At 46.6% G+C, this 19,894-nt stretch carries 23 protein-coding genes; all 23 read left to right on the forward strand.

Annotated elements, in window-relative coordinates:
* Positions 1-119: 119 nt before the first annotated feature.
* The 23 genes from ACQSGY_RS09530 (at position 120) to ACQSGY_RS09640 (ending at position 19,892) form a co-directional block, all read left to right on the forward strand.
* Positions 120-1,655 (forward strand): sugar ABC transporter ATP-binding protein, encoded by a 1,536-nt coding sequence (locus ACQSGY_RS09530; protein WP_427051669.1) that lies wholly within the window; start codon positions 120-122, stop codon positions 1,653-1,655.
* Positions 1,656-1,658: 3 nt separating this feature from the next.
* Positions 1,659-2,702: an ABC transporter permease gene (locus ACQSGY_RS09535; RefSeq protein WP_427051670.1), complete on the forward strand. Its 1,044-nt coding sequence runs from the start codon at positions 1,659-1,661 to the stop codon at positions 2,700-2,702.
* Positions 2,692-3,666: a galactofuranose ABC transporter, permease protein YjfF gene (gene yjfF / locus ACQSGY_RS09540; protein ID WP_427051671.1), complete on the forward strand. Its 975-nt coding sequence runs from the start codon at positions 2,692-2,694 to the stop codon at positions 3,664-3,666. Before ACQSGY_RS09535 ends, yjfF begins: the two co-directional genes overlap by 11 nt.
* A gap of 71 nt (positions 3,667-3,737) precedes the next feature.
* Positions 3,738-4,778 (forward strand): ABC transporter substrate-binding protein, encoded by a 1,041-nt coding sequence (locus ACQSGY_RS09545; RefSeq protein ID WP_427051808.1) that lies wholly within the window; start codon positions 3,738-3,740, stop codon positions 4,776-4,778.
* Positions 4,779-4,815: 37 nt separating this feature from the next.
* Entirely contained in the window at positions 4,816-5,343 is a 528-nt protein-coding gene (locus ACQSGY_RS09550) for an AAA family ATPase (RefSeq protein ID WP_427051672.1), read from the forward strand.
* A gap of 112 nt (positions 5,344-5,455) precedes the next feature.
* The gene (locus ACQSGY_RS09555; protein ID WP_427051674.1) at positions 5,456-6,334 is read left to right on the forward strand and encodes a class I SAM-dependent methyltransferase; all 879 of its coding nucleotides are present in this window, start codon (positions 5,456-5,458) and stop codon (positions 6,332-6,334) included.
* A 35-nt stretch (positions 6,335-6,369) separates the two neighbouring features.
* Positions 6,370-7,353: a phosphotransferase enzyme family protein gene (locus ACQSGY_RS09560; RefSeq protein ID WP_427051675.1), complete on the forward strand. Its 984-nt coding sequence runs from the start codon at positions 6,370-6,372 to the stop codon at positions 7,351-7,353.
* 83 nt (positions 7,354-7,436) lie between these two features.
* The gene (locus tag ACQSGY_RS09565) at positions 7,437-7,928 is read left to right on the forward strand and encodes a GNAT family N-acetyltransferase (RefSeq protein WP_427051676.1); all 492 of its coding nucleotides are present in this window, start codon (positions 7,437-7,439) and stop codon (positions 7,926-7,928) included.
* A gap of 6 nt (positions 7,929-7,934) precedes the next feature.
* The gene (locus ACQSGY_RS09570) at positions 7,935-8,465 is read left to right on the forward strand and encodes a hypothetical protein (protein ID WP_427051677.1); all 531 of its coding nucleotides are present in this window, start codon (positions 7,935-7,937) and stop codon (positions 8,463-8,465) included.
* Positions 8,466-8,478: 13 nt separating this feature from the next.
* Complete coding sequence (locus ACQSGY_RS09575; protein WP_427051678.1) at positions 8,479-8,946, forward strand: GNAT family N-acetyltransferase; 468 nt, start codon at positions 8,479-8,481, stop codon at positions 8,944-8,946.
* A 46-nt stretch (positions 8,947-8,992) separates the two neighbouring features.
* On the forward strand, positions 8,993-9,586 hold the full coding sequence (locus ACQSGY_RS09580) for a GNAT family N-acetyltransferase (protein WP_427051679.1): 594 nt from the start codon (positions 8,993-8,995) through the stop codon (positions 9,584-9,586).
* Positions 9,586-10,131 (forward strand): GNAT family N-acetyltransferase, encoded by a 546-nt coding sequence (locus tag ACQSGY_RS09585; RefSeq protein ID WP_427051681.1) that lies wholly within the window; start codon positions 9,586-9,588, stop codon positions 10,129-10,131. Before ACQSGY_RS09580 ends, ACQSGY_RS09585 begins: the two co-directional genes overlap by 1 nt.
* Before the next feature lie 11 nt (positions 10,132-10,142).
* Entirely contained in the window at positions 10,143-11,180 is a 1,038-nt protein-coding gene (locus ACQSGY_RS09590; RefSeq protein WP_427051682.1) for an alpha/beta fold hydrolase, read from the forward strand.
* 220 nt (positions 11,181-11,400) lie between these two features.
* The gene (locus ACQSGY_RS09595) at positions 11,401-12,603 is read left to right on the forward strand and encodes a glycoside hydrolase family 5 protein (RefSeq protein WP_427051683.1); all 1,203 of its coding nucleotides are present in this window, start codon (positions 11,401-11,403) and stop codon (positions 12,601-12,603) included.
* Positions 12,604-12,821: 218 nt separating this feature from the next.
* Positions 12,822-13,361: a GNAT family N-acetyltransferase gene (locus ACQSGY_RS09600; protein ID WP_427051684.1), complete on the forward strand. Its 540-nt coding sequence runs from the start codon at positions 12,822-12,824 to the stop codon at positions 13,359-13,361.
* A 176-nt stretch (positions 13,362-13,537) separates the two neighbouring features.
* The gene (locus ACQSGY_RS09605) at positions 13,538-13,870 is read left to right on the forward strand and encodes a hypothetical protein (protein WP_427051685.1); all 333 of its coding nucleotides are present in this window, start codon (positions 13,538-13,540) and stop codon (positions 13,868-13,870) included.
* Positions 13,871-13,903: 33 nt separating this feature from the next.
* The gene (locus tag ACQSGY_RS09610) at positions 13,904-14,158 is read left to right on the forward strand and encodes a hypothetical protein (protein ID WP_427051686.1); all 255 of its coding nucleotides are present in this window, start codon (positions 13,904-13,906) and stop codon (positions 14,156-14,158) included.
* 236 nt (positions 14,159-14,394) lie between these two features.
* Complete coding sequence (locus tag ACQSGY_RS09615; protein ID WP_427051687.1) at positions 14,395-15,090, forward strand: phosphotransferase; 696 nt, start codon at positions 14,395-14,397, stop codon at positions 15,088-15,090.
* Positions 15,091-15,400: 310 nt separating this feature from the next.
* Positions 15,401-15,949: a glutathione peroxidase gene (locus ACQSGY_RS09620; protein ID WP_427051688.1), complete on the forward strand. Its 549-nt coding sequence runs from the start codon at positions 15,401-15,403 to the stop codon at positions 15,947-15,949.
* Between the two features lie 83 nt (positions 15,950-16,032).
* Positions 16,033-16,881, forward strand: a complete 849-nt coding sequence (locus ACQSGY_RS09625; protein WP_248062265.1) for an AraC family transcriptional regulator — start codon at positions 16,033-16,035, stop codon at positions 16,879-16,881.
* A gap of 249 nt (positions 16,882-17,130) precedes the next feature.
* Positions 17,131-17,379 carry a hypothetical protein gene (locus ACQSGY_RS09630; protein WP_289373600.1) on the forward strand — a complete coding sequence of 83 codons (249 nt, stop codon included), beginning with the start codon at positions 17,131-17,133 and terminating at the stop codon, positions 17,377-17,379.
* A 186-nt stretch (positions 17,380-17,565) separates the two neighbouring features.
* On the forward strand, positions 17,566-18,165 hold the full coding sequence (locus tag ACQSGY_RS09635; RefSeq protein ID WP_427051689.1) for a nitroreductase family protein: 600 nt from the start codon (positions 17,566-17,568) through the stop codon (positions 18,163-18,165).
* Positions 18,166-18,257: 92 nt separating this feature from the next.
* A complete protein-coding gene (locus tag ACQSGY_RS09640; protein WP_427051690.1) occupies positions 18,258-19,892 on the forward strand; it encodes an S-layer homology domain-containing protein in 1,635 nt (544 codons plus the stop codon).
* Positions 19,893-19,894: the final 2 nt, after the last annotated feature.

Consider the following 19,894-nt stretch of genomic DNA (forward strand, 5'->3'; position numbering starts at 1 on the left):
TTTGTAAAGGGAATCGAAAAAATCTGGGGATAACAGCGATTGGAAGGTTATTCTGTCATCGTAGTGGATTGTGTAAGATCTTTAGTTCAACTTGATTTTATGAAAAAGGAGAGGATTACATGGATGCTGTTCACACCCCCATATTGCAAATGACCGGGATTACGAAGCAATTTCCGGGTGTCAAGGCGCTCTCCAATGTCAGCTTTCGCCTGTTTCCGGGTGAAATTCATGCACTGATGGGTGAGAACGGAGCAGGAAAATCAACGCTGATCAAAGTGCTTACAGGTGTGTACTCCATTGATGAGGGCATCGTGACGATGGATGATCAAGCTCTGGCGATATCAGGGCCGCTCGAGGCTCAGAAAGCAGGGATCAGCACGGTGTATCAGGAGGTGAATCTGTGCCCGAACTTAACGGTGGCAGAAAATGTCTTTATCGGCCGGGAGCCGATGAAATTTGGCCGCATCCACTGGAAGCAGATGAACAAAGATGCGGAGAACCTTTTGCGGGAAAGATTAAATCTGGTCATTGATGTGAAGGCACCGCTGCAGACGTACTCCGTTGCGATACAGCAGCTTATTGCGATTGCAAGGGCACTCAGCATCTCGGCCAAAGTGCTTATTCTGGACGAACCGACATCCAGTCTGGATAAAAATGAAGTGCAGCAGCTGTTTCAGATTATGCGCAAGCTGAAGAGTGAGGGACTGGCGATTCTGTTTGTGACCCATTTTCTCGACCAGGTGTATGAAATGTCCGACCGTCTGACCGTGCTTCGCAACGGAGAACTGGAGGGGGAATACCTTGCCGCGGAGCTTCCGCGCATGGAGCTGGTGCTCAAGATGATTGGCAAAGAGCTTGAAGTGCTGGAAGATCTGCCAAAGCAGGTTGAGGAAGGTCATACAGAGAGAGGCACGGGAACCGACGGTGCTGGCGACATTATGATAACCGCAGCTGGACTCGGACGGAAGGGGGCCATTGATCCGTTTGACCTTACGATCCGCAAGGGGGAAGTGGTCGGGCTGGCCGGTTTATTGGGTTCAGGACGAACGGAGATGGCTCGACTGTTGTTCGGCGCTGATCGTGCAGATGAAGGGAAATTGATCGTTGCGGACACCGGTAATACCGTCAAGTCACCACGACATGCGATTGATCAGCATATCGCGTTCTGCTCCGAGAATCGCAAAACGGAAGGCATTATTGATGATCTGACGATCCGCGAAAACATTATTCTGGCCTATCAAGCTGCGCGAGGCTGGGCCAAGCCGATTTCTCGTAAGAAGCAGGATGAGCTGGCGGAGAAATATATGAACCTGCTGCAGATCCATCCGAAAAACCCGGAGCATCTGATCAAAAACCTGAGCGGTGGCAACCAGCAGAAGGTTTTGCTTGCGCGGTGGCTGCTGATGAACCCGAATCTGCTGATTCTGGATGAGCCTACACGCGGCATTGATATCGGGGCCAAGGCAGAGATACAGAAGCTGGTTCTCTCGCTATCCAAGCAGGGGATGGGTGTGCTGTTTATTTCCTCCGAGCTGGAGGAAGTGATTCGGGTCAGTGATCGGGTATCGGTGCTGCGCGACCGCAAAAAGGTGAAAGAGCTGAGCGGCGATGACATTAATCAGCAGCAAATCATGAAAGCTATGGCAGGAGGTTGAGTGATGATCAGCAGAATGCGCAAACATCATTTGTTTTGGCCGTTATGTATGCTCGGTTTTCTTTTATTGTTTAACTTGCTCTATTCGCCGGATTTCTTCTCGCTTGTGATGCGCGATGGCAATCTGTATGGCAGCTTGATTGATATTCTCAACTTTGGAGCTCCGCTCATTCTCGTCTCCATTGGTATGACGCTCGTCATTGCAACGGGTGGCATTGACCTGTCTGTCGGTTCCATCGTTGCCATATCGGGAGCAATGGCTTGTCTGACAATCAGCAAAGGCACGGATCAAAGCTCGTTTTGGCTTGTCCTGAGTGCGCTCGCATTATCGATCGGTCTGTCGCTCGCACTTGGCGTGTGGAATGGGGCGTTGGTATCCGTTGCCCGGATTCAGCCCATTATCGCAACCCTGATTCTGATGGTGGCTGGACGCGGCATTGCTCAATTGATTACGAGTGGACAGATTATCACGGTGTCCAATGCGCAGTATCAATACATTGGTGCCGGTTCCTTGGCCGCTTTGCCATTTTCCATTTTTATCGTACTGACGGTATTGCTCATTGCTGTACTGCTCACACGAAAAACGGCGCTTGGGCTGTTCATTGAATCGGTAGGCAACAATGCGCGTGCCAGTCAATTGGCGGGTATTCGCTCCAAAACCGTGATCCTCGCGGTGTATGTGTTCTGTGGTTTATGTGCCGGTATTGCAGGCTTGATCCTCAGCTCGAATGTATCCAGTGCGGACGGAAACAATGCTGGTCTCTGGTACGAGCTGGATGCGATTCTGGCCGTTGTGATCGGAGGAACTTCACTAAATGGTGGACGTTTCTATCTGATGGGCACGGTGATCGGAGCACTGATTATTCAAACGTTAACAACCACGATCTACATGATTGGTGTACCGCCAGAGGTTACGCTTGTAGTCAAAGCTTTTGTGGTACTCGCTGTATGTTTAATTCAATCCGAAGCTTTCCGTCAAACGATGGCCGAGCGTCTCAAAAAGCGGAAGTTTCCAGCTGAGCAGGGGGTAAATCGCCATGTATCTTAACCGAAAACTTCTACCGGTCCTGGTTACCTTTGGTCTGCTCGCCGTCATGATTGCCATCGGCTCATTTCGTTACACGGGCTTCTTTTCCACACAAGTTCTGTTTAATCTGCTGATTGATAATGCATTTCTCATCATTACGGCGATTGGCATGACTTTTGTTATTGTGTCCGGGGGAATCGATTTGTCTGTAGGCTCGGTCATTGCGCTGACAACGATCATTAGTGCCAGTTTGGTGGAAAAGCAAGGCTGGTCGCCCGCGGTTGTCATTCCGATGGTGCTGGTAATGGGCGCACTATTTGGTACCATGATGGGGGCCATTATTCATTATTTTAAAATTCAGCCCTTCATCGTCACGCTGGCAGGCATGTTTCTGGCACGCGGGCTTTGTTATGTCATCAGTACCGATACCATCACAATTACGAATTCTTTCTATACTACGATTGCCCAGGCCAAGATTTCACTTCCGGGAGGAAGCTTTGTGTCGATCAACGTACTGCTTGCCGTCATTATGCTGCTGCTCGCCATTTTCCTTGCGCACTATACCCGCTTTGGACGCAATGTGTACGCGATTGGCGGAAGTGAGCAATCATCTATGCTGATGGGACTTCCCGTAGCTCGTACCAAAATTATGGTGTATACACTCAGCGGTTTTTGTTCTGCGCTTGCGGGTGTTGTCTTCACATTTTATATGTTATCCGGTTACGGCTTACATGCCATGGGTCTTGAGCTGGATACGATTGCCGCGGTTGTGATTGGCGGTACACTGCTCACGGGTGGTGTCGGTTACGTGGCAGGTACATTCCTCGGCGTGTTGATCCAGGGCGTGATCCAAACTATAATTAGCTTCGAAGGCACACTCAGCTCATGGTGGACTAAAATTGTGATTGGTCTGATGCTGTTTGTCTTTATTTTGTTCCAGCGTCTTCTCAGTGAACGACGAAGTTCCGCCAAGTCTTTACATTAGCTTCGGATCATCGTATAGGTCGGGTTAGTCTGTTCCATCAAGCTGGAGGAGGGAGAAATTCGTTGGGGAAAATGGCGAGCTGGTTGTATATATTGCTTCTGTTATGCCTCACTGGCTGCACGACGTATGAGTCCGAGTCGAAGCCCCCTCCTGTGCCAACAACCGAAGAATCACTACCTTCAATAGAGGAATGGATGCAATCGGCCGAATATATGACTCCGCAAAAGAAATCAATCGTCGTCGGTTTTTCGCAGCTAGGCACAGAGAGTGCCTGGCGTATGGCGAATACGACTTCGATTCAGGATGCTGCCAAGGAATCAGGTATTACGCTTATTCTGAAAAATGCAGAGCAGTCTCAGACGAAACAATTTGAGGCTGTTCGTTCTTTTATCCGGCAAAAGGTGGATGTGATTGCCATTGCACCCGTAGTAGAATCCGGCTGGGATGACATCCTTCAGGAGGTGAACCGCGCAGGCATTCCTGTCATTATTGTGGATCGATCCGTAGATGTTCAGGACTCCTCCCTTTTTGTAACCACGATTGGCTCGGATTTCTATGAAGAGGGCGTGAAGGCAGGGAAGTATATTCGCGATCGGCTGCGGAATGTTCCGGGAACGATTCGTATTGCTGAACTGCAGGGAACTAGCGGCTCAACACCTTCGATCCAGCGTGGTGAGGGCTTTAGAAGCATTTTGGCTGAGAGAGATAATATTCTAATCTCGCAAAGTGCTCCTGCTGATTTTACAGAGGATAAGGGCCGACAGGTTATGGAGCGTTTTCTTCAAGTGCCGGAGGAGGAAAGGGCCCAGGTTCTTTTTGCTCATAACGATGAGATGGCTTTTGGTGCGATACAGGCTATTCAGAAGGCTGGCTTGAAGCCCGGCGAGGATATAATTATTGTATCGGTAGACGGTTCCCGCAAAGCGCTGCGAATTCTGGCCGATGGGCAGATTAACGCGGTGGTTGAATGCAACCCGCTGCTGGGGCCGCAGCTCATGCAGGCAGCCAAAGAAATTATTGCAGGGCGTACACTGCCCAAACGTATGGTGCCCCGGGAGGATATTTTCACCCAGGAAAGTGCCAGCCGTGAGATGCTTCATCGTAGATTCTAGTAATTATAATACGATAATGCTGAAGAGGAGTGCTCGTATGATCATCATGATTAATGGCGCCTTTGGTGCGGGAAAAACTTCAGCTGCAGCAGCACTGCAGCCCAAAATTGCAAACAGTATGGTCTATGACCCGGAGGAGATCGGTTATATGCTTCGCAAGCTGCTTCCAGAAGAACATCGGGAGGAGCAGGAGCGTACTGACGATTTTCAGGATATCGAGCTGTGGAGAGTTTTGACGGTGAAGATCGCCAGAGAGGTGAAGCAGAAATACAATAAACATCTCATTATTCCCATGACCATCTATAAAAAAGAAAACTTTGATTACATCTACAGTGGGTTGAAGGAAGTGGATCAGGACCTGCATCATTTTTGTCTGACAGCTTCTTTAGATACGATATATGAGCGTCTCGCTAAGCGCGGGGATCAATTCGGCGGCTGGCAGTATCAACAAGCTCCCAAGTGTGTTGAAGCGTTCAAGGCGGATGTATTCGAAACCCGTATTTGCACCGATCAACTGGACACTGGCGATGTGATTGATATCATTCTGGAGAAAGTGAAGGGCTGAGGTTGGATAGACCAGAATAAAGTTTAGCAGTACAATAGGATGTGAGGAATTGGAATAAAAGTAGCTTGTCTGGGTGTTTTTGAATGCGATTACATCTAAAGGAGGCTGTGCATTGTCCGAATATTACTGGGATCAACAGATTGAATATCTGAGGAATACGCGCTGGTTATATTATAACGACGACTATTTAGAATTTCTGGTTCAAAGAGTCTGGAAGATTGAGAAAGCTGTACATATCATTGATTACGGATGCGGTTTCGGGTACATGGGCTTGAAGCTGCTTCCACTCCTGCCAGAGGGGTCAAAGTACACGGGCGTGGATAAAGGAACAGAACTGATCAAACATGCTAAAGAAATCTATGAACATACATCGTATCAAGCCGACTTTATTGAGGGCGACATTGAAAAGTTTCAGATTAATCGTACTTATGACATAGCGATGAGCCATGCTTTTTTATTACATATGCCGGAACCTAAATCGATCCTGGAGAAGATGATTGGAAGTGTGGTAGATGGAGGCAGAGTTATCTGTTTTGAGCCGCATTGGATTGCAAACATGTCGAGTTATGCGCTCGAAGGTGTGCAGCAGTCCAGCATTATACAGCTGGGCGCGCTCCAGAAGATATATGAGCAGGATGCGATCCGAAGCGGTAAAGATGGAAACATCGGCATGAGCATTCCTGTTCTCTTGAGTCAATTAGGGGTTAGAGGGGTGGAATGTCGAGTAAGCGATCGGGTTAACTTTCTGGATCAACATATGGCTGATGCGGACAAGCAGAGACTGGTTCATGCATTAAAAGAAGAAGGATTAGGTGCAATGCCCGGTAATCGGCCCGATGTTATTGCCCAGCTTGTAGATCGGGGATTGACTCTCGAAGAGGCCAATCAACAGTATGAAGCAGAAGAGAGATTCGCGAGGGAATTTAATGAAAATGTGTGCATGACCTATGCTCCGAATATGAAAATTACGAGTGGAATTGTAGCACGATGAATGGAATATACGCTGAGGAAAGGCAGTGAAACAAGATGGTGTCTACAGCAATACTTTCACAAGCAGCTCAATCATTTGGCATTGCTCCTGACTCACTGGCATTGGTAAGTGATACCACTAACGTGGTATACAGATTTATTCAGAACGATAAAACTTATTTTCTTCGATTATCTGAAAAAGCACCTGCATATGAAGCATCGATACAAGCAGAAGTGCAATGGATTCGTTACCTTGTGTCTAACGGTGTTCGTGCTTCTTTGCCCATTCTGAGTAAGGAAGGCAAGTTAACCACGGTATGCCGGGATCAGGAGAAATGTTATGTTGCAACGGTATTCGAGGGAGCAACAGGACATTATTTTGATTATGACTGGAGCGTATGGGACACGGATTTATTTAGCCAGTGGGGAAGCACTATGGGAAAGATACACCATTTAACGCAAGATTATCAGCCCGATGATCCAAATTCAATAAGAGCGGATTGGAATCCGCTGCAATTAGATAATCCCCATCTCCATGCAGGCGATGTTGCCTTGTTAACCGGTAAGCTTCGAGCAATCGAGCAGCAGCTAACGGATTTACCGAGAAGGGCTGACAGTTACGGTTTAATTCATTATGATTTTCATCCTTATAACTTTATGATTGATCAGGGTGAGCTTACGGTTTTTGATTTTGATGATGCAATACGCGGCTGGTATGCTTTGGACATTGGGGTAGCAGCAGTTCATGCGGTATGGTGGGGATCACATGATGCGAAGTGGGGAACGAAGGATGAGTTCGCGCAGACCTTTCTGACTGCTTTTCTGGAAGGGTATGTGAAACAACAGCCCATTGCACAGGAGTGGATATCCCGCATCCCTTTGTTTATGGAGTACAGAAATATAAGCTCATTCTTTTGGTGGTTGAATGATTGGAACGGGGATGAGGGCAGCTTATCTGAAAATCAAAAGAATGCAATCTCACAGACGGTCAGGCTGATTGAAGCTGATCTTCCGTTTGAAGGGTGCCGCTTCAAATTATAATCAGCAGCAGTTTTTTACCTCGACGGTGGATCGGGACCAGACAATTCTTAAATGAGATTAAATAATAAGGAGTGGTGGGGAGTATGGAGACAGAACGACTGGTGTTTCGTGATTATACCAAAAATGATTTTGAGCATTTGTATACGATGACAAGCGAGCCAAATGTAATGAAGTATATCCGGCACGGTAATCCGTGGACAAAGGAAGAGACGCTGCAAACGCTGGAGAAATTTATAAAATGGAACAAGGAAGGCAAAGGGCTTTTGCTCGCTTTTAACAAGGAAGATAACCAGCTTGTTGGGACATCAGGACTCATACCACAAGTGATTGAAGGCAAGGAGGAGCTTGAAGTCGGTTATTGGGTGCGAGAGCAGTATTGGGGGCAGGGCTACGGGTATGAGCAGGCCAATGCGTGGAAGGAACAGGGTCTAAAGCTGGGGCATAAACGTTTGATTTCTCTAATCCAGCACGGAAACACAGGTTCAATGCGCATCGCGCAAAAAAATGGCATGATTCATGAGAAGGATGTCGACATCATCGGGAAACAGGTGGCCGTATTTTCGCTAGAGGTGTAACCTACAATGAAAATTCGGATTATTGGCGCTTGTGGAAGCGGAAAGTCAACCTTAGCGAGAGCATTATCCCGAAAATACGATATCGCCAGTCACGAACTGGACAATCTGATCTGGGACAGAAGCGCAGTAAATTTGCGATACCCTGAAAAGGTGAGAGACCAAGCCTTGCAAACCATTGTGAGTTCAAAAGCATGGATTATTGAAGGTGCTCAGCTTGAAGCCTGGACTTCTCCATCTATTCTGGAAGCGGACTTGGTGCTGGTGCTGCATCCCCATGTGTTGGTGAGAGATTATCGGATTGTTAGAAGGTTTGTTCTCTCCAGAACAGGCTTGCAAGCATGGAATTATAAGCAGTCCTTCAGCAATCTGTGCAAAATGATTGTGAAATGGAACCATAAATATCCTGTTCAGGATGTCATCGAGATGACGAGTCGATACGGCAAGAATGCAGTTATTGTTACGAATACGAGGCAAGCTATAACAAAGATTGAAGGTACATATAAGCTTGTAGCAGGTGAGTGCTGCATTTTTGAATGAGGAGAGTCTGTGTATGGGAAATAACATCGTCCAGATTCAACCCGTTACCCGAGATAATTGGGAGCAGGCACTGCAAATTTCACTGCATGAACACCAGACACATCTGGTTCCAAGTGTGATGGAGGGTCTCGCATATGCATATATCAAACCGTGGGATGAAGCATTTGATCCTTTTGTTTTGGAGCTGAAGGGTCAGGTGTTCGGATTCTTTTATTTAAGCTACACACCTGAGAGTGCAGATAACTACTGGATTGGTGGCTTTCAGCTGGACCGGTCGTTTCAAGGACAAGGCATGGGTAAACGAGCACTAAGAGCAGTAATTGATTTTATTAAAAAAGAACATCCGTTATGCCGTGTCATTTCACTAACTGTTGAGCGAGATAACGTAACTGCTCAACGTTTATATACAAGCATGTCATTTGTAAGTGAAAATAAGACCAATTCCGATGATGAGGTCATTTATCGGCTGCAAGTAAATTAAATTATATCTGAGTCAAGGAAAACTTTTTCACGAGGAGGGCCTTCATATGAGAACAATCGATTACAGCCAGTATTACTGGCAGAATGACAAGGTGCGGCTGCGAGCGATTGAAGAGCGAGATTGGGAGAGCAGTTATGTAGCTGGCTTTGACTCCCCTGCTCGCATTTTGCTGGAGTGTGCTGTCGAGCTGCCGCCAACCATATCCGGGGCCAAGCAATTCGTGGAACAAAATGCAGCATTTTCATCAACCAATGGACGGATTATGTTCACAGTTGAAACTCTTGATGGAGAGATAATTGGTGGAATTAATCTGAACAGTATTGATGAGCGGAACGGAACGTTCAGTATCGGGATTGTTATTGATGAGCCGTATCGGGGTCAAGGTTATGGTACAAGTGCGATGGAGATTTTATTGGGCTACGCTTTTTTGGAACGCAGACTCAACAAGTTTAATGATTGTGTGTTGGAAGGCAACGAAGGATCGGCACGTATGATGCGGAAACTGGGGTGTGTGCAAGAAGGCGTTCGCCGCCAGGTGGTTTATATTCATGGGAAATATATGGATTTTATACTGTTTGGCTTAACGAAGGATGAGTATTTGACCAAACGGGATGCAGATGAGAGGCGGGGCAAGTCCTGATGATTACATATAAAATCATGAACCTGGATCATGTGAAGCTGCTGCATGAAGTTGATCGCTCAGAGCATATCGACCTGATCTACGAGGTCAAAGAGCAGCAATTAATTGAGCACAGACAGGACCACGAGTGCGCGAGTTGGGATGGGGAGCAGCTGCAGGAGCTTCAGGATCGTTACACTCATGAGCTACAGCAGGGGGGCATGGCATATGGTGCTTTTGACGGGGCGAGATTAGTCGGTTTCGGCGTGCTTGCCCATCCATTCAGAGGCGAAGATAAGAACCAGCTACAGCTGGATCTTATGTATGTATCCAGGCCGTATAGACGACAGGGGATTGGCAGACAAATTCTGGCTTATTTAAGTGCAGAGGCGAGAAAACGCGGGGCCAAATCATTGTATATCTCGTCCACAGAGACGAGATCCGCCGTATCTTTTTATCAAAGCCAGGGAAGTCGGATAACAACAGATGTGGATGAAGAATTGTTTGCCAAAGAGCCCAAAGATGTTCACATGATAAGGAGCTTGATCCATGACAACTGTTGGTAGAAGGAGAGCCTATGCGAAAAAAGATAGCTAAAGCCATGAAGTATACCTTCTTTACCATGATAGGAATTATAGCCATTGCTCTTCTTTTCCCTACCTGGACACCAGGTATCGAAGGAAAGAACAGCATAAGCAGACTTGAGCAGATTGATATTAACGGTACTGGGCATGAAGTCATGATTAGAGGTGTAGATCGAAGTAATCCGGTGCTGCTTTTTGTTCATGGGGGGCCGGGCTGCTCCGAAATTCCGTATGTCCGAAAATACCAGCGGGAACTGGAGCAGCATTTCACCATTGTTCATTATGATCAACGCGGGAGCGGCAAGTCTTATCATTTTACAGAGGACTACTCAAACCTGACAACAGATATGCTTGTCGACGATTTGATTGCTCTAACGAAGCATGTTACAGAGGAGCTGCAGCAGGATAAGGTCGTGCTCATCGGGCACTCTTTTGGTACATATATCGGCATGAAAGCCGTTGCGAAGGCACCTGAACAGTTCCAGGCGTATATTGGCATCGGACAGATGGGGGATACCGTTCAGAGTGAGATTGAAACGTTAGATTATACGATAAAACAGGCAAGCAGGGCTGGCAATACGGAGGATGTGCGGGAACTGGAGCACTTGTGGAATGCTATTCATCAGGGGGAAGGGCTTACTCCGCGAACCTTTGTACAAAAATATGGTGGATCAGCCAGACAAATCAGCGAGAACGGTGATTATGCTGAAGGCTTTCTATTGGGATCGGAGTATAACGGGCTGGATGTCATACGTTTTTATACAGGAATTCTCCACTCCCAAGACCGTCTCGTGCGAGAAGCACTGGAGCAGCCTTTGCCCCGGAAGGTAGATGAGGTTCACATCCCGGTGTATTTCCTGATGGGTCAATATGATTACATGACAACGCTGAAAGAGGCTGACGTTTACTTAAACAAACTGAAAGCTCCCGAGAAGGAGCTGATTGTTTTTCATCATTCTGCGCATTATCCGCAATTCGAAGAAAGTGATAGATTCACGACTTGGCTGTATGAGCATTTTAAATCGAGTTAAAAAAGATGTAGTAACATGTCTAAATAGACAAAAATATGCACTTTATTTTCCATAATTGTGTTATTATGTTTTTAGCGAACCGCTTTTTCGCTTATTGATTGATATCGTCGAGAAGGGAGGATTGCATCTCCATTTCACATGCTAAACAGAGCTTAGAGGTTTCGTTAGACTAGAGCAACGGCACTGCTTGTTAACCAATAAAATAAGCGGAGGTTAGGTTATGACGAAAACGTTTAAAAGATTCAGCATCGCCAGTTTAGCTCTGCTCTTCATGGCAACAGCGGCATTCGCTGGCTGGAGCACCAAGGCATCGGCAGCGGACATGAGATCGTTAACCGCTGCTCAGATTACAGCAGAGATGGGTGCAGGCTGGAATCTGGGCAATCAGCTGGAAGCTACAGTAAATGGCACACCGAATGAAACGTCATGGGGCAATCCTACGATTACACCTGAATTAATCAAAAAGGTAAAAGCGGCAGGTTTCAAAACAATTCGTATACCCGTTTCTTATCTGAATTATATTGGAAGCGCTCCCAACTATACAGTGAATGCGGCATGGCTTAATCGTATCCAGCAGGTCGTGGATTACGCGTATAATGAAGGACTTTATGTTGTCATTAATATGCATGGCGACGGATTTCACTCGATTCCGGGTTCATGGCTGCATGTGAACAGCAGCAATCAGAGCGTGATTAAGGACAAGTATCAAAAGGTATGGCAGCAAGTTGCTACCAAGTTCAGCGCGTATAATGAACGTCTCATTTTTGAATCCATGAATGAGGTGTTTGACGGTAATTATAACAACCCGAATACGTCGTATTATAGCAACCTGAATGCATATAATCAGATTTTCGTAGATACGGTTCGGAAGACGGGCGGCAACAACAATGCCAGATGGCTGCTCGTTCCAGGCTGGAACACAAACATTGACTACACGGTAGGTAATTACGGCTTCGTAGTTCCAACGGATAACTTCCGTTCCTCCGCTATTCCCAGCTCGCAGAAGCGCATCATGATCTCGGCGCATTACTACTCTCCATGGGATTTTGCCGGTGAAGAGAATGGTAACATTACGCAATGGGGGGCAACAGCGACCAATCCTGCCAAACGCTCAACATGGGGACAGGAGGATTATCTGGACTCCCAGTTCAAGTCCATGTACGACAAGTTTGTTACGCAGGGCTACCCTGTTGTGATGGGAGAGTTCGGCTCCATTGATAAGTCTTCCTATGACTCCAGCAACAATAACTATCGTGCAGTGTATGCCAAAGCGGTTACGGCTACAGCCAAAAAGTACAAGCTGGTTCCTGTTTATTGGGATAACGGGTATAACGGACAGCATGGATTTGCCCTGTTTAACCGATTTAACAACACGGTGACACAGCAAAATATTATCAATGCCATTATGCAGGGCATGCAGTAATTGCATTAGTCTGCAGAAGAATTCAGCGGCATGTTCTTATCAAAAATAGGAGCATGCCGTTTTGATTTGTGTCGGGTTACAACAAGCGTATGATGAACGTATTTCTGTCCATGAATTTTACACAAGCCTCAATCAGAATTCACGAAAAGCCACACCTCCATCGTTATACTTAATTTTGCTTTGATCTAGCGAACTTTAAGGATTGGGTGGTAGGCAGAATGTTGAAGAAACGTGAACTGCATGAATGTCAATCGCTGTACAATTTGATGATGGACCCCGCAGTTTTTCCTTATGTTCGTTACGCATGTCAGTCCCAGGAAGAGATGATGTTTTTAACCCGGCAGTTGATTGCGGAAGAAGAGCAGGGAACCGTCATTTCACGTACGATTTTGAATGAGACAGGCACGGTCATCGGTACAATTGATCTGTATCACATTGTGAATCATACCGGATTTCTGGCAACGTGGATCGGTGCGCCCTATTTCGGGAACGGGTACAGCCAGCGAGCGAAGTCGGCTTTTTTGACAGAATTGTTTCTTGAGCACGAAATGCAGACGGTGTTTATGAAAATACGCAAGCAAAATGTCCGTTCCCGCAAAGCGGTGGAGAAGCTGCCTTATGTCAGTCACGCTCATGACCTTTATCCGGAAATCGTCAGGAACATTAATATGGAGCAGCCTATATTCGATCTATATCATGTGAACAGGGACTCATTTCTCGCCAGCGGACTGGAGCCGCAGCACATGATGGTGACGTGAATTTTTAATCACAAAATGTAATGGACAGGTATACTTTGACAAAAAGTACATCAGCGCCGTCAGCGATGACGACGCTGTTTGATATGCAGAAATATGGCATTTTCGCAGTCCGTCGAATTCACGAATGGAAGAAGATGGATTATACTAAAGTGAGTTGCATGAAGGAGAGGATTAAGTTGACAAGCAATATATGGATTCCCATCGATCACATTCAGGATCAAGAGCCAATCTGGGCAGGAACCAGAATACGAATATTTGAGTTTTCCCCGAACGGAGTCGAGCAGAACGAACAGAAGCAAAACAAGGCAGAGCATTCAGAGCAGTACATGGAATATTTGCTTTCGTACATACATGGCAATTCGGATGAGCTTCAGTTGACCTGTTTGACACAGGGGGAGGCGGGGAATATCGGAGCAGTTGTCTCCAAGGATCTGCCGAACCATTATGTTTTGGCTCAAACGTTAAAAGCCATGCTGGCGGGAACGAATAGCGAAGTACTTTTTGAATAAAACAGATCATAGATGTTGGGGAGGTTTTACCTTTTGAATCAGATGAACAAGATTTTAGGTGTTGTATTGATGATTGCAAGTGTGTTTATATCCACGCTGGAGCGCATATCGGTGAGATTGTCGGCTGCACTGGTAGAGGCGGGAAGTGGCTCGCAGCAAGGTTTGCGGGAGGTAACACGAACGGTCGATGTGCCTGCAGGACTGCTGGTGTATTTCATGTTTTTTGTCGGATTTGTTCTACTGGTTGCCAGTTTCCCCGGGAGTTACAAGAGGAAGGATCGAGGATAGATGAAGCATGAAATGACCGAGGATGGATGGGTAGCAGGAAATGGCTGAAGAATCGCATGAAAAGGAGGGATTTGCCTGTCTAAACATCAGGAGGAACGGCTGGCTGGAGGGAACGTGAACGAAGTGGTACGTGTTGGAGAGACGGTGCGCCGGAGCGCAAAGCCGAATGAGTATGCGAATGAACTGTTGTTGTTTCTGGAAAAGCAGGGCTTCCATCAAGCACCCGATACCTTGGTATGGATGAGAAGGGAAGGGAGATGCTTTCTTATCTGGAGGGAGACGTGCCAGGTGATGATTATCCAGAGATTGACGCATATATGTGGTCAGACGAAGCATTGATTGCAACTGCTCAACTGCTGAGAACATACCACAATGCAACGGCTGGTTTTACAACGGCGGCGCTGCCGGGCAATCGGTTTCCGGGGATGCAGGGCTTGAAAAGGGGACTGGAAGATGAATATACATGGTTAGTGGAATCTGAGTTAGAACCGGAGGTGGTCTGCCACAACGATTTTGCCCCGTACAATCTGGTGTTCAGGAATGGTTTGCCGCAGGGAGTTATTGATTTTGATATGGCTGCTCCGGGTCCGCGGTTATGGGATATTGCTTACACCCTTTATACCTGTGTTCCGCTGGCGAGTTTTTCACCTTTGACTTCAGGTCATGGGAAAGCTGTTACATCCTATAATAAAGAGAGCCATGCAGCTATTCGGAAAAGACGGATCAAGCTGTTTATGGATGCCTACGGAATGAAGGTTTCACCGAATATGAAAAATTGGGTACTGTCGCGTATTCGCTTTATGTGCAGAACATTAGAGGAGCGCGCGGCAGCTGGGGATGCTGCCTTTGTTAAGATGGTCGAAGAAGGTCATTTGGCTCACTATGAGCAGGAGGTGCTTTTTCTGGAGCAGCATTGGCAGGATTGGGCATGAATTTCTTCTAACGATTTCAGATGACGCTATTGACTCTCATTTGGCTCTGCTGGGAATGTAACGAATCTGAGTGACGTTATTTTGTGAAATTAGCTCATTTTGACAGGATTGAAGCTGCTTTTTGGTAGAATAGCGCTTCTGAGATTCGTTACATTTTTAAAACGTTACATAAAGGGCAAATAAGGCTCGTGGGAATCGTTAGCGCAAAATCTAAAGCTTCCTCAATACAAGCGGACTCACTTCGTATATAATGAAAAGGAATTCTACATGATTAGTAACTACATAATAATTGCGAGGTGCACACAGACTTATGCCAACCATCTATGACTTCACCGTAACCCGTACGAATGGAGAGCGTTTTCCGCTCTATCAATATGAAGGCAAGCCTGTACTGATTGTGAACACGGCAAGCAAATGCAAATATACACATCAATTCGATGATATTCAAAAGCTTTATGATGAGTACAAAGACCAGGGCCTGCAAATTATCGGTTTCCCATGCAACCAGTTTGCGGAGCAGGAGCCGGGCAGCAGTGCAGAAGCGGAGTCTTTTTGCCAGATTAACTACGGGGTGAAATTCCCGATGTTTGCCAAGCTGGATGTGAATGGCGAGACAGCGCATCCGCTATACGACTTTTTGAAAAAATCGGGTCCGTTTGCCGGCTTTGACGAGAGCGACATTCAGGCCAAGCTGCTCAAGCTGATGGTGGCGGATAAAGCGCCAGAGTGGCTGCATGGCGATGCAATCAAATGGAATTTTACGAAATTCCTGATCGATGCAGAAGGTCAAGTGGTTCGGCGGTTTGAACCGGTTGCACCTATGGATGACATCAAAGCAAGCATCCAGGAGCTGTTATAAAAAAGGTAGTCTGTCAGCGGGGGTAGTGAAGCATAATATAATTCCCGCTTTCGTTATGGACAGGAGGTGATGACGTGCCCAGCATGATGCAGTTTACTGCGCCACTAGCGTATACCTACCGAGCTACAAGTCAGTTTGATCCCGGAAAGTCCGACGGCTTCCATTCACATCCGCATTATGAAATTTACTATTTTCATGAGGGAGAGTGCACTTACATTATCGGGGATCGGGTATACAACCTGGAGCCGGGTGATCTGGTGCTCATGCATGGACTGACATTGCACCGGCCGCATCCCAAAGCTGGCAAACCGTATGTGCGGACAACTCTTCACTTTGATCCTTCCGCTATACGCAGCAGTTTGCACCCGGATCGCATTCAGGAGGTGCTGAAGCCATTTGATGAGCTCGGCAATTGCCGGGTAAATCTTACTGGGGAGATTCGTTCAGAGTTTGAAGCGCTGCTGCAGGATTTGCATCAGTTATCCCGTCACGCTTCCAGGTTCAGAGAAGAGCGTATGCATATCCGGGTATGTGACCTGCTGTATTGTGTGGCGGAAATCTGTCAGGGACATGTGCAGGAACAACGCGTATCCTCGGAAAAAGAACGGCATGTCCAGCATATTATTCGATATGTAGATACGCATTATATGCAGGATATCGGGCTTGATGATCTGGCACAGGAGTTACATCTGTCCAAGCCTTATCTGGCAGGCATGTTCAAAGAAATGACGGGGCTGACGATTTTTAAATATTTGTATGATCGCCGTATCAATCAGGCCAAGCTGCTGTTTCAGTTTCAGCCAGAGATGAGCGTGACGGAGGCCAGTCGATTGGCTGGTTTCAAGCGTTTGTCCCATTTTAGCCGAATATTTAAACAGAGTGTGGGATGTTCGCCTGATCTGTATCGAAGCCAGCTGCACCGTCAGATGTAATGACAGAACAGTGCCAATATCAAGGCTTAGAGCGTAGATTAATCGTTGTATTACTTCAAAGTCGACCAGCATGTGGGGTCGGCTTTTTTAGTTTTCATTTTCACAAATCACAACCAACAATAACGACCATGAATCGACACTGCCCGGAAGCAGCGGATGTTTAGAATTTCATACGAACAGGTAAAGAAAGGTAAAGAATCGATAGCTGTCAATTGACGAACCATTTTCAAACTTGGGAGGCGAAGCGGCATGAATAAACAAACACCGGCACAAAATGGGAAAAATGACACACAGGACAAGATGCATGACCAACCAGAACAATATAAGACGGAAAATGAAAGCATGCTGGATCGGTACGAGCAGGAACAGACTGTAGACCCGATTCCGATGCAGGATTTAAATATGGAAGCACAGGAGGAGAAAAACAAACATCAAACCAAGAGTAATTCGTCTACGGAAGAAAAGTATCGTGCAGATTATCGGAAGAGGAATGAATGAAAAAAAAGCAGTTATGGAAGCATAATGAGAATGAAGGGAAAGAGAAGGAGCTACACACGCATTACAATGTTCGTCCTGCTTGTTTAATTTTCCATATAGATAAAATAGTTTATTGACTAATGTATGTTACTATATTATAGTTACTGTGTTGGTAATGAATTAAAATTACTTAGGAGGCGTATACGAATGTCTACTTTTTTTGATGCGTTGAAGAACAGAAGATCTTATTATGGAATCAGCAAGGAATCCACGATCTCGGATGCGAAAATTCAGGAAATCGTTGAAGAAGCGGTAAAATATACACCGACCTCATTTAACTCACAAACCTCCCGAGCAGTAGTATTGCTGGGCGAGCAGCATGATAAACTGTGGAATCATACGGAAGAAATTTTGCGTGAAGTTGTTGGTAACGAAGAGGCTTTCCAGTCCACAGCTGAGAAAATGGCAGGCTTCCGTAGTGGTTATGGTACGGTTCTGTTTTTTGAAGACAACAATGTCATTGCACAGCTTCAACAGAACTTTGCATCCTATGCTGATAACTTCCCGATCTGGGCAAACCAATCCAACGGTATGCTTCAACTCGTAATCTGGACTGCTCTGGAGCAAGAAGGACTGGGTGCGTCTCTGCAGCACTACAATCCACTGATTGATGAAAAAGTGAAACAGGAATGGAATATTCCAGAGAACTGGAGACTTGTTGCACAGATGCCATTTGGTAAACCAACAGCAACACCAGGTGAGAAAGAGTTCCAACCGATCCAGGAGCGCGTGAAAGTACACAAATAAGCTTCGACATTTCCAATATTTAACCACATACGGCCTCGCTTCAATTTGATACGATAAATACATCGTAAACTATTGAAGTGAGGCTTTTTACTGTGAAAAAAATAGATATGAAACACGCTTGTCGTTCCCTGTGGAAAACGGCCCTTATCGGCGCTATTATGTTAGGTTCTGTGGCGGGTAATGGAGGCGGGATCGTTCATGCAGCAGGAAATCAGTCTGCTTTTGAGGATACTCGCACAAGTTATGCAAGAGAAGCCATTGATCGTCTGGTGAATCAAGGGGTTGTGGCTGGAACGACCGAGCATTCGTTTGAACCGAAAAAGGCGGTTACAAGAGCAGAATTTGCTTCGTTTGCTGTACGCCTGCTCGCGTTAAAGCCGGTCAAGAACAGCATGAATCCTTATGCAGATGTATCTGCTAAGGCTTGGTATTATGGCAACGTGGCAGCTATGACCAATCTATCCATTCTGGAGGGGAAGGGAAAGCGCCTGTTTCAACCGAATGCATCCATCACACGTGAGGAGGCAGCGGCACTGCTCGTACGAATGCTCAAACAGCGTCCCGTAGAAATGAATAACCTGGCTAATACATATTCGGACGCTGCGGAGATTTCGACCTGGGCTCGGCCATATGTACAGACGGTGTATCGGCTTGGTTTAATGAGAGGCAGTGACGGTTTATTTCGGCCGGGTGAGCAGGTCACACGTGAAGAGGCAGCCGTTATGCTGGATGCTATACTCCAGAATCAAACATGGGCCGCGCAGCTCAAGCGTAAAGAGCAGCTTGGAATTCAGCTGGGTTGGCAGTATAATTCATCAACGGCGGAATTCATCAAGCAGGTGCAGCAGTCGCCTGTAAACACACTGGTGCCGCGCTGGTTTTTCCTGAATGGGGATATGAGTGTATCCAATCATGTTGACTCCACTCTGATCTCATGGGCATCAAGTACAGATCGCAAGCTCTGGCCTTTGCTTGGCAATCGTTCCAACAAAGAGATCACCCATCAGATGTTGTCCAGTTCCGCGAATCGGGAAGCAGTAGTCAAACAAGTGACCAGTTTAGTGAAAACCTACAAGCTTGGCGGCATCAATGTTGATTTTGAAAATGTAGACCCATCTGATCGGGCAGGCTTCACCGCTTTTGTGACTTCTTTAACAACCGCTCTGCACAAGCTGGGTGCTGTTGTTTCAGTGGATGTCTCGCCTGATCTAGGCACAGATTGGACGGCCGCCTTTGATTACGTCAACTTGGGTGAGATATCTGATTATATGGTGCTGATGAGTTATGAGGAGCACTGGAGCGGTGATCCGAAGCCAGGCTCAGTGGCTTCGCTGCCTTGGGTGGAGCGAGCGCTGGCAACGATGCTGAACGAGGTGGCAAATAGCAAAACGATTCTGGCTTTACCGTTATATACTCGGGATTGGTCCATGGCAAGTCCAGAGACAGCTTCATGGGATATTACACTAGGGGAGCAGGGTATTCGGGCGGCCGCAGCCGGTTCTCGAACACAATGGGACACAAGCCTGAGTCAGTACAGGATCAATTATACTGCCGCCCATGCTGCAAGAGAGATATGGGCAGAGGAAAGTCGCTCTCTTTCAGCCAAGGTATTGATGAGCAGTGAGCAGAACATTGCAGGGCTGGCTTACTGGTATATGGGCGGTGAGACAGCAGATGTATGGAATGCCATTACCAATGCGATGCGGTTTGATTCTTATACGTTTTAACA

The organism is Paenibacillus sp. TC-CSREp1 (assembly GCF_050171015.1).
Classification (GTDB): Bacteria; Bacillota; Bacilli; order Paenibacillales; family Paenibacillaceae; genus Paenibacillus; species Paenibacillus silvae.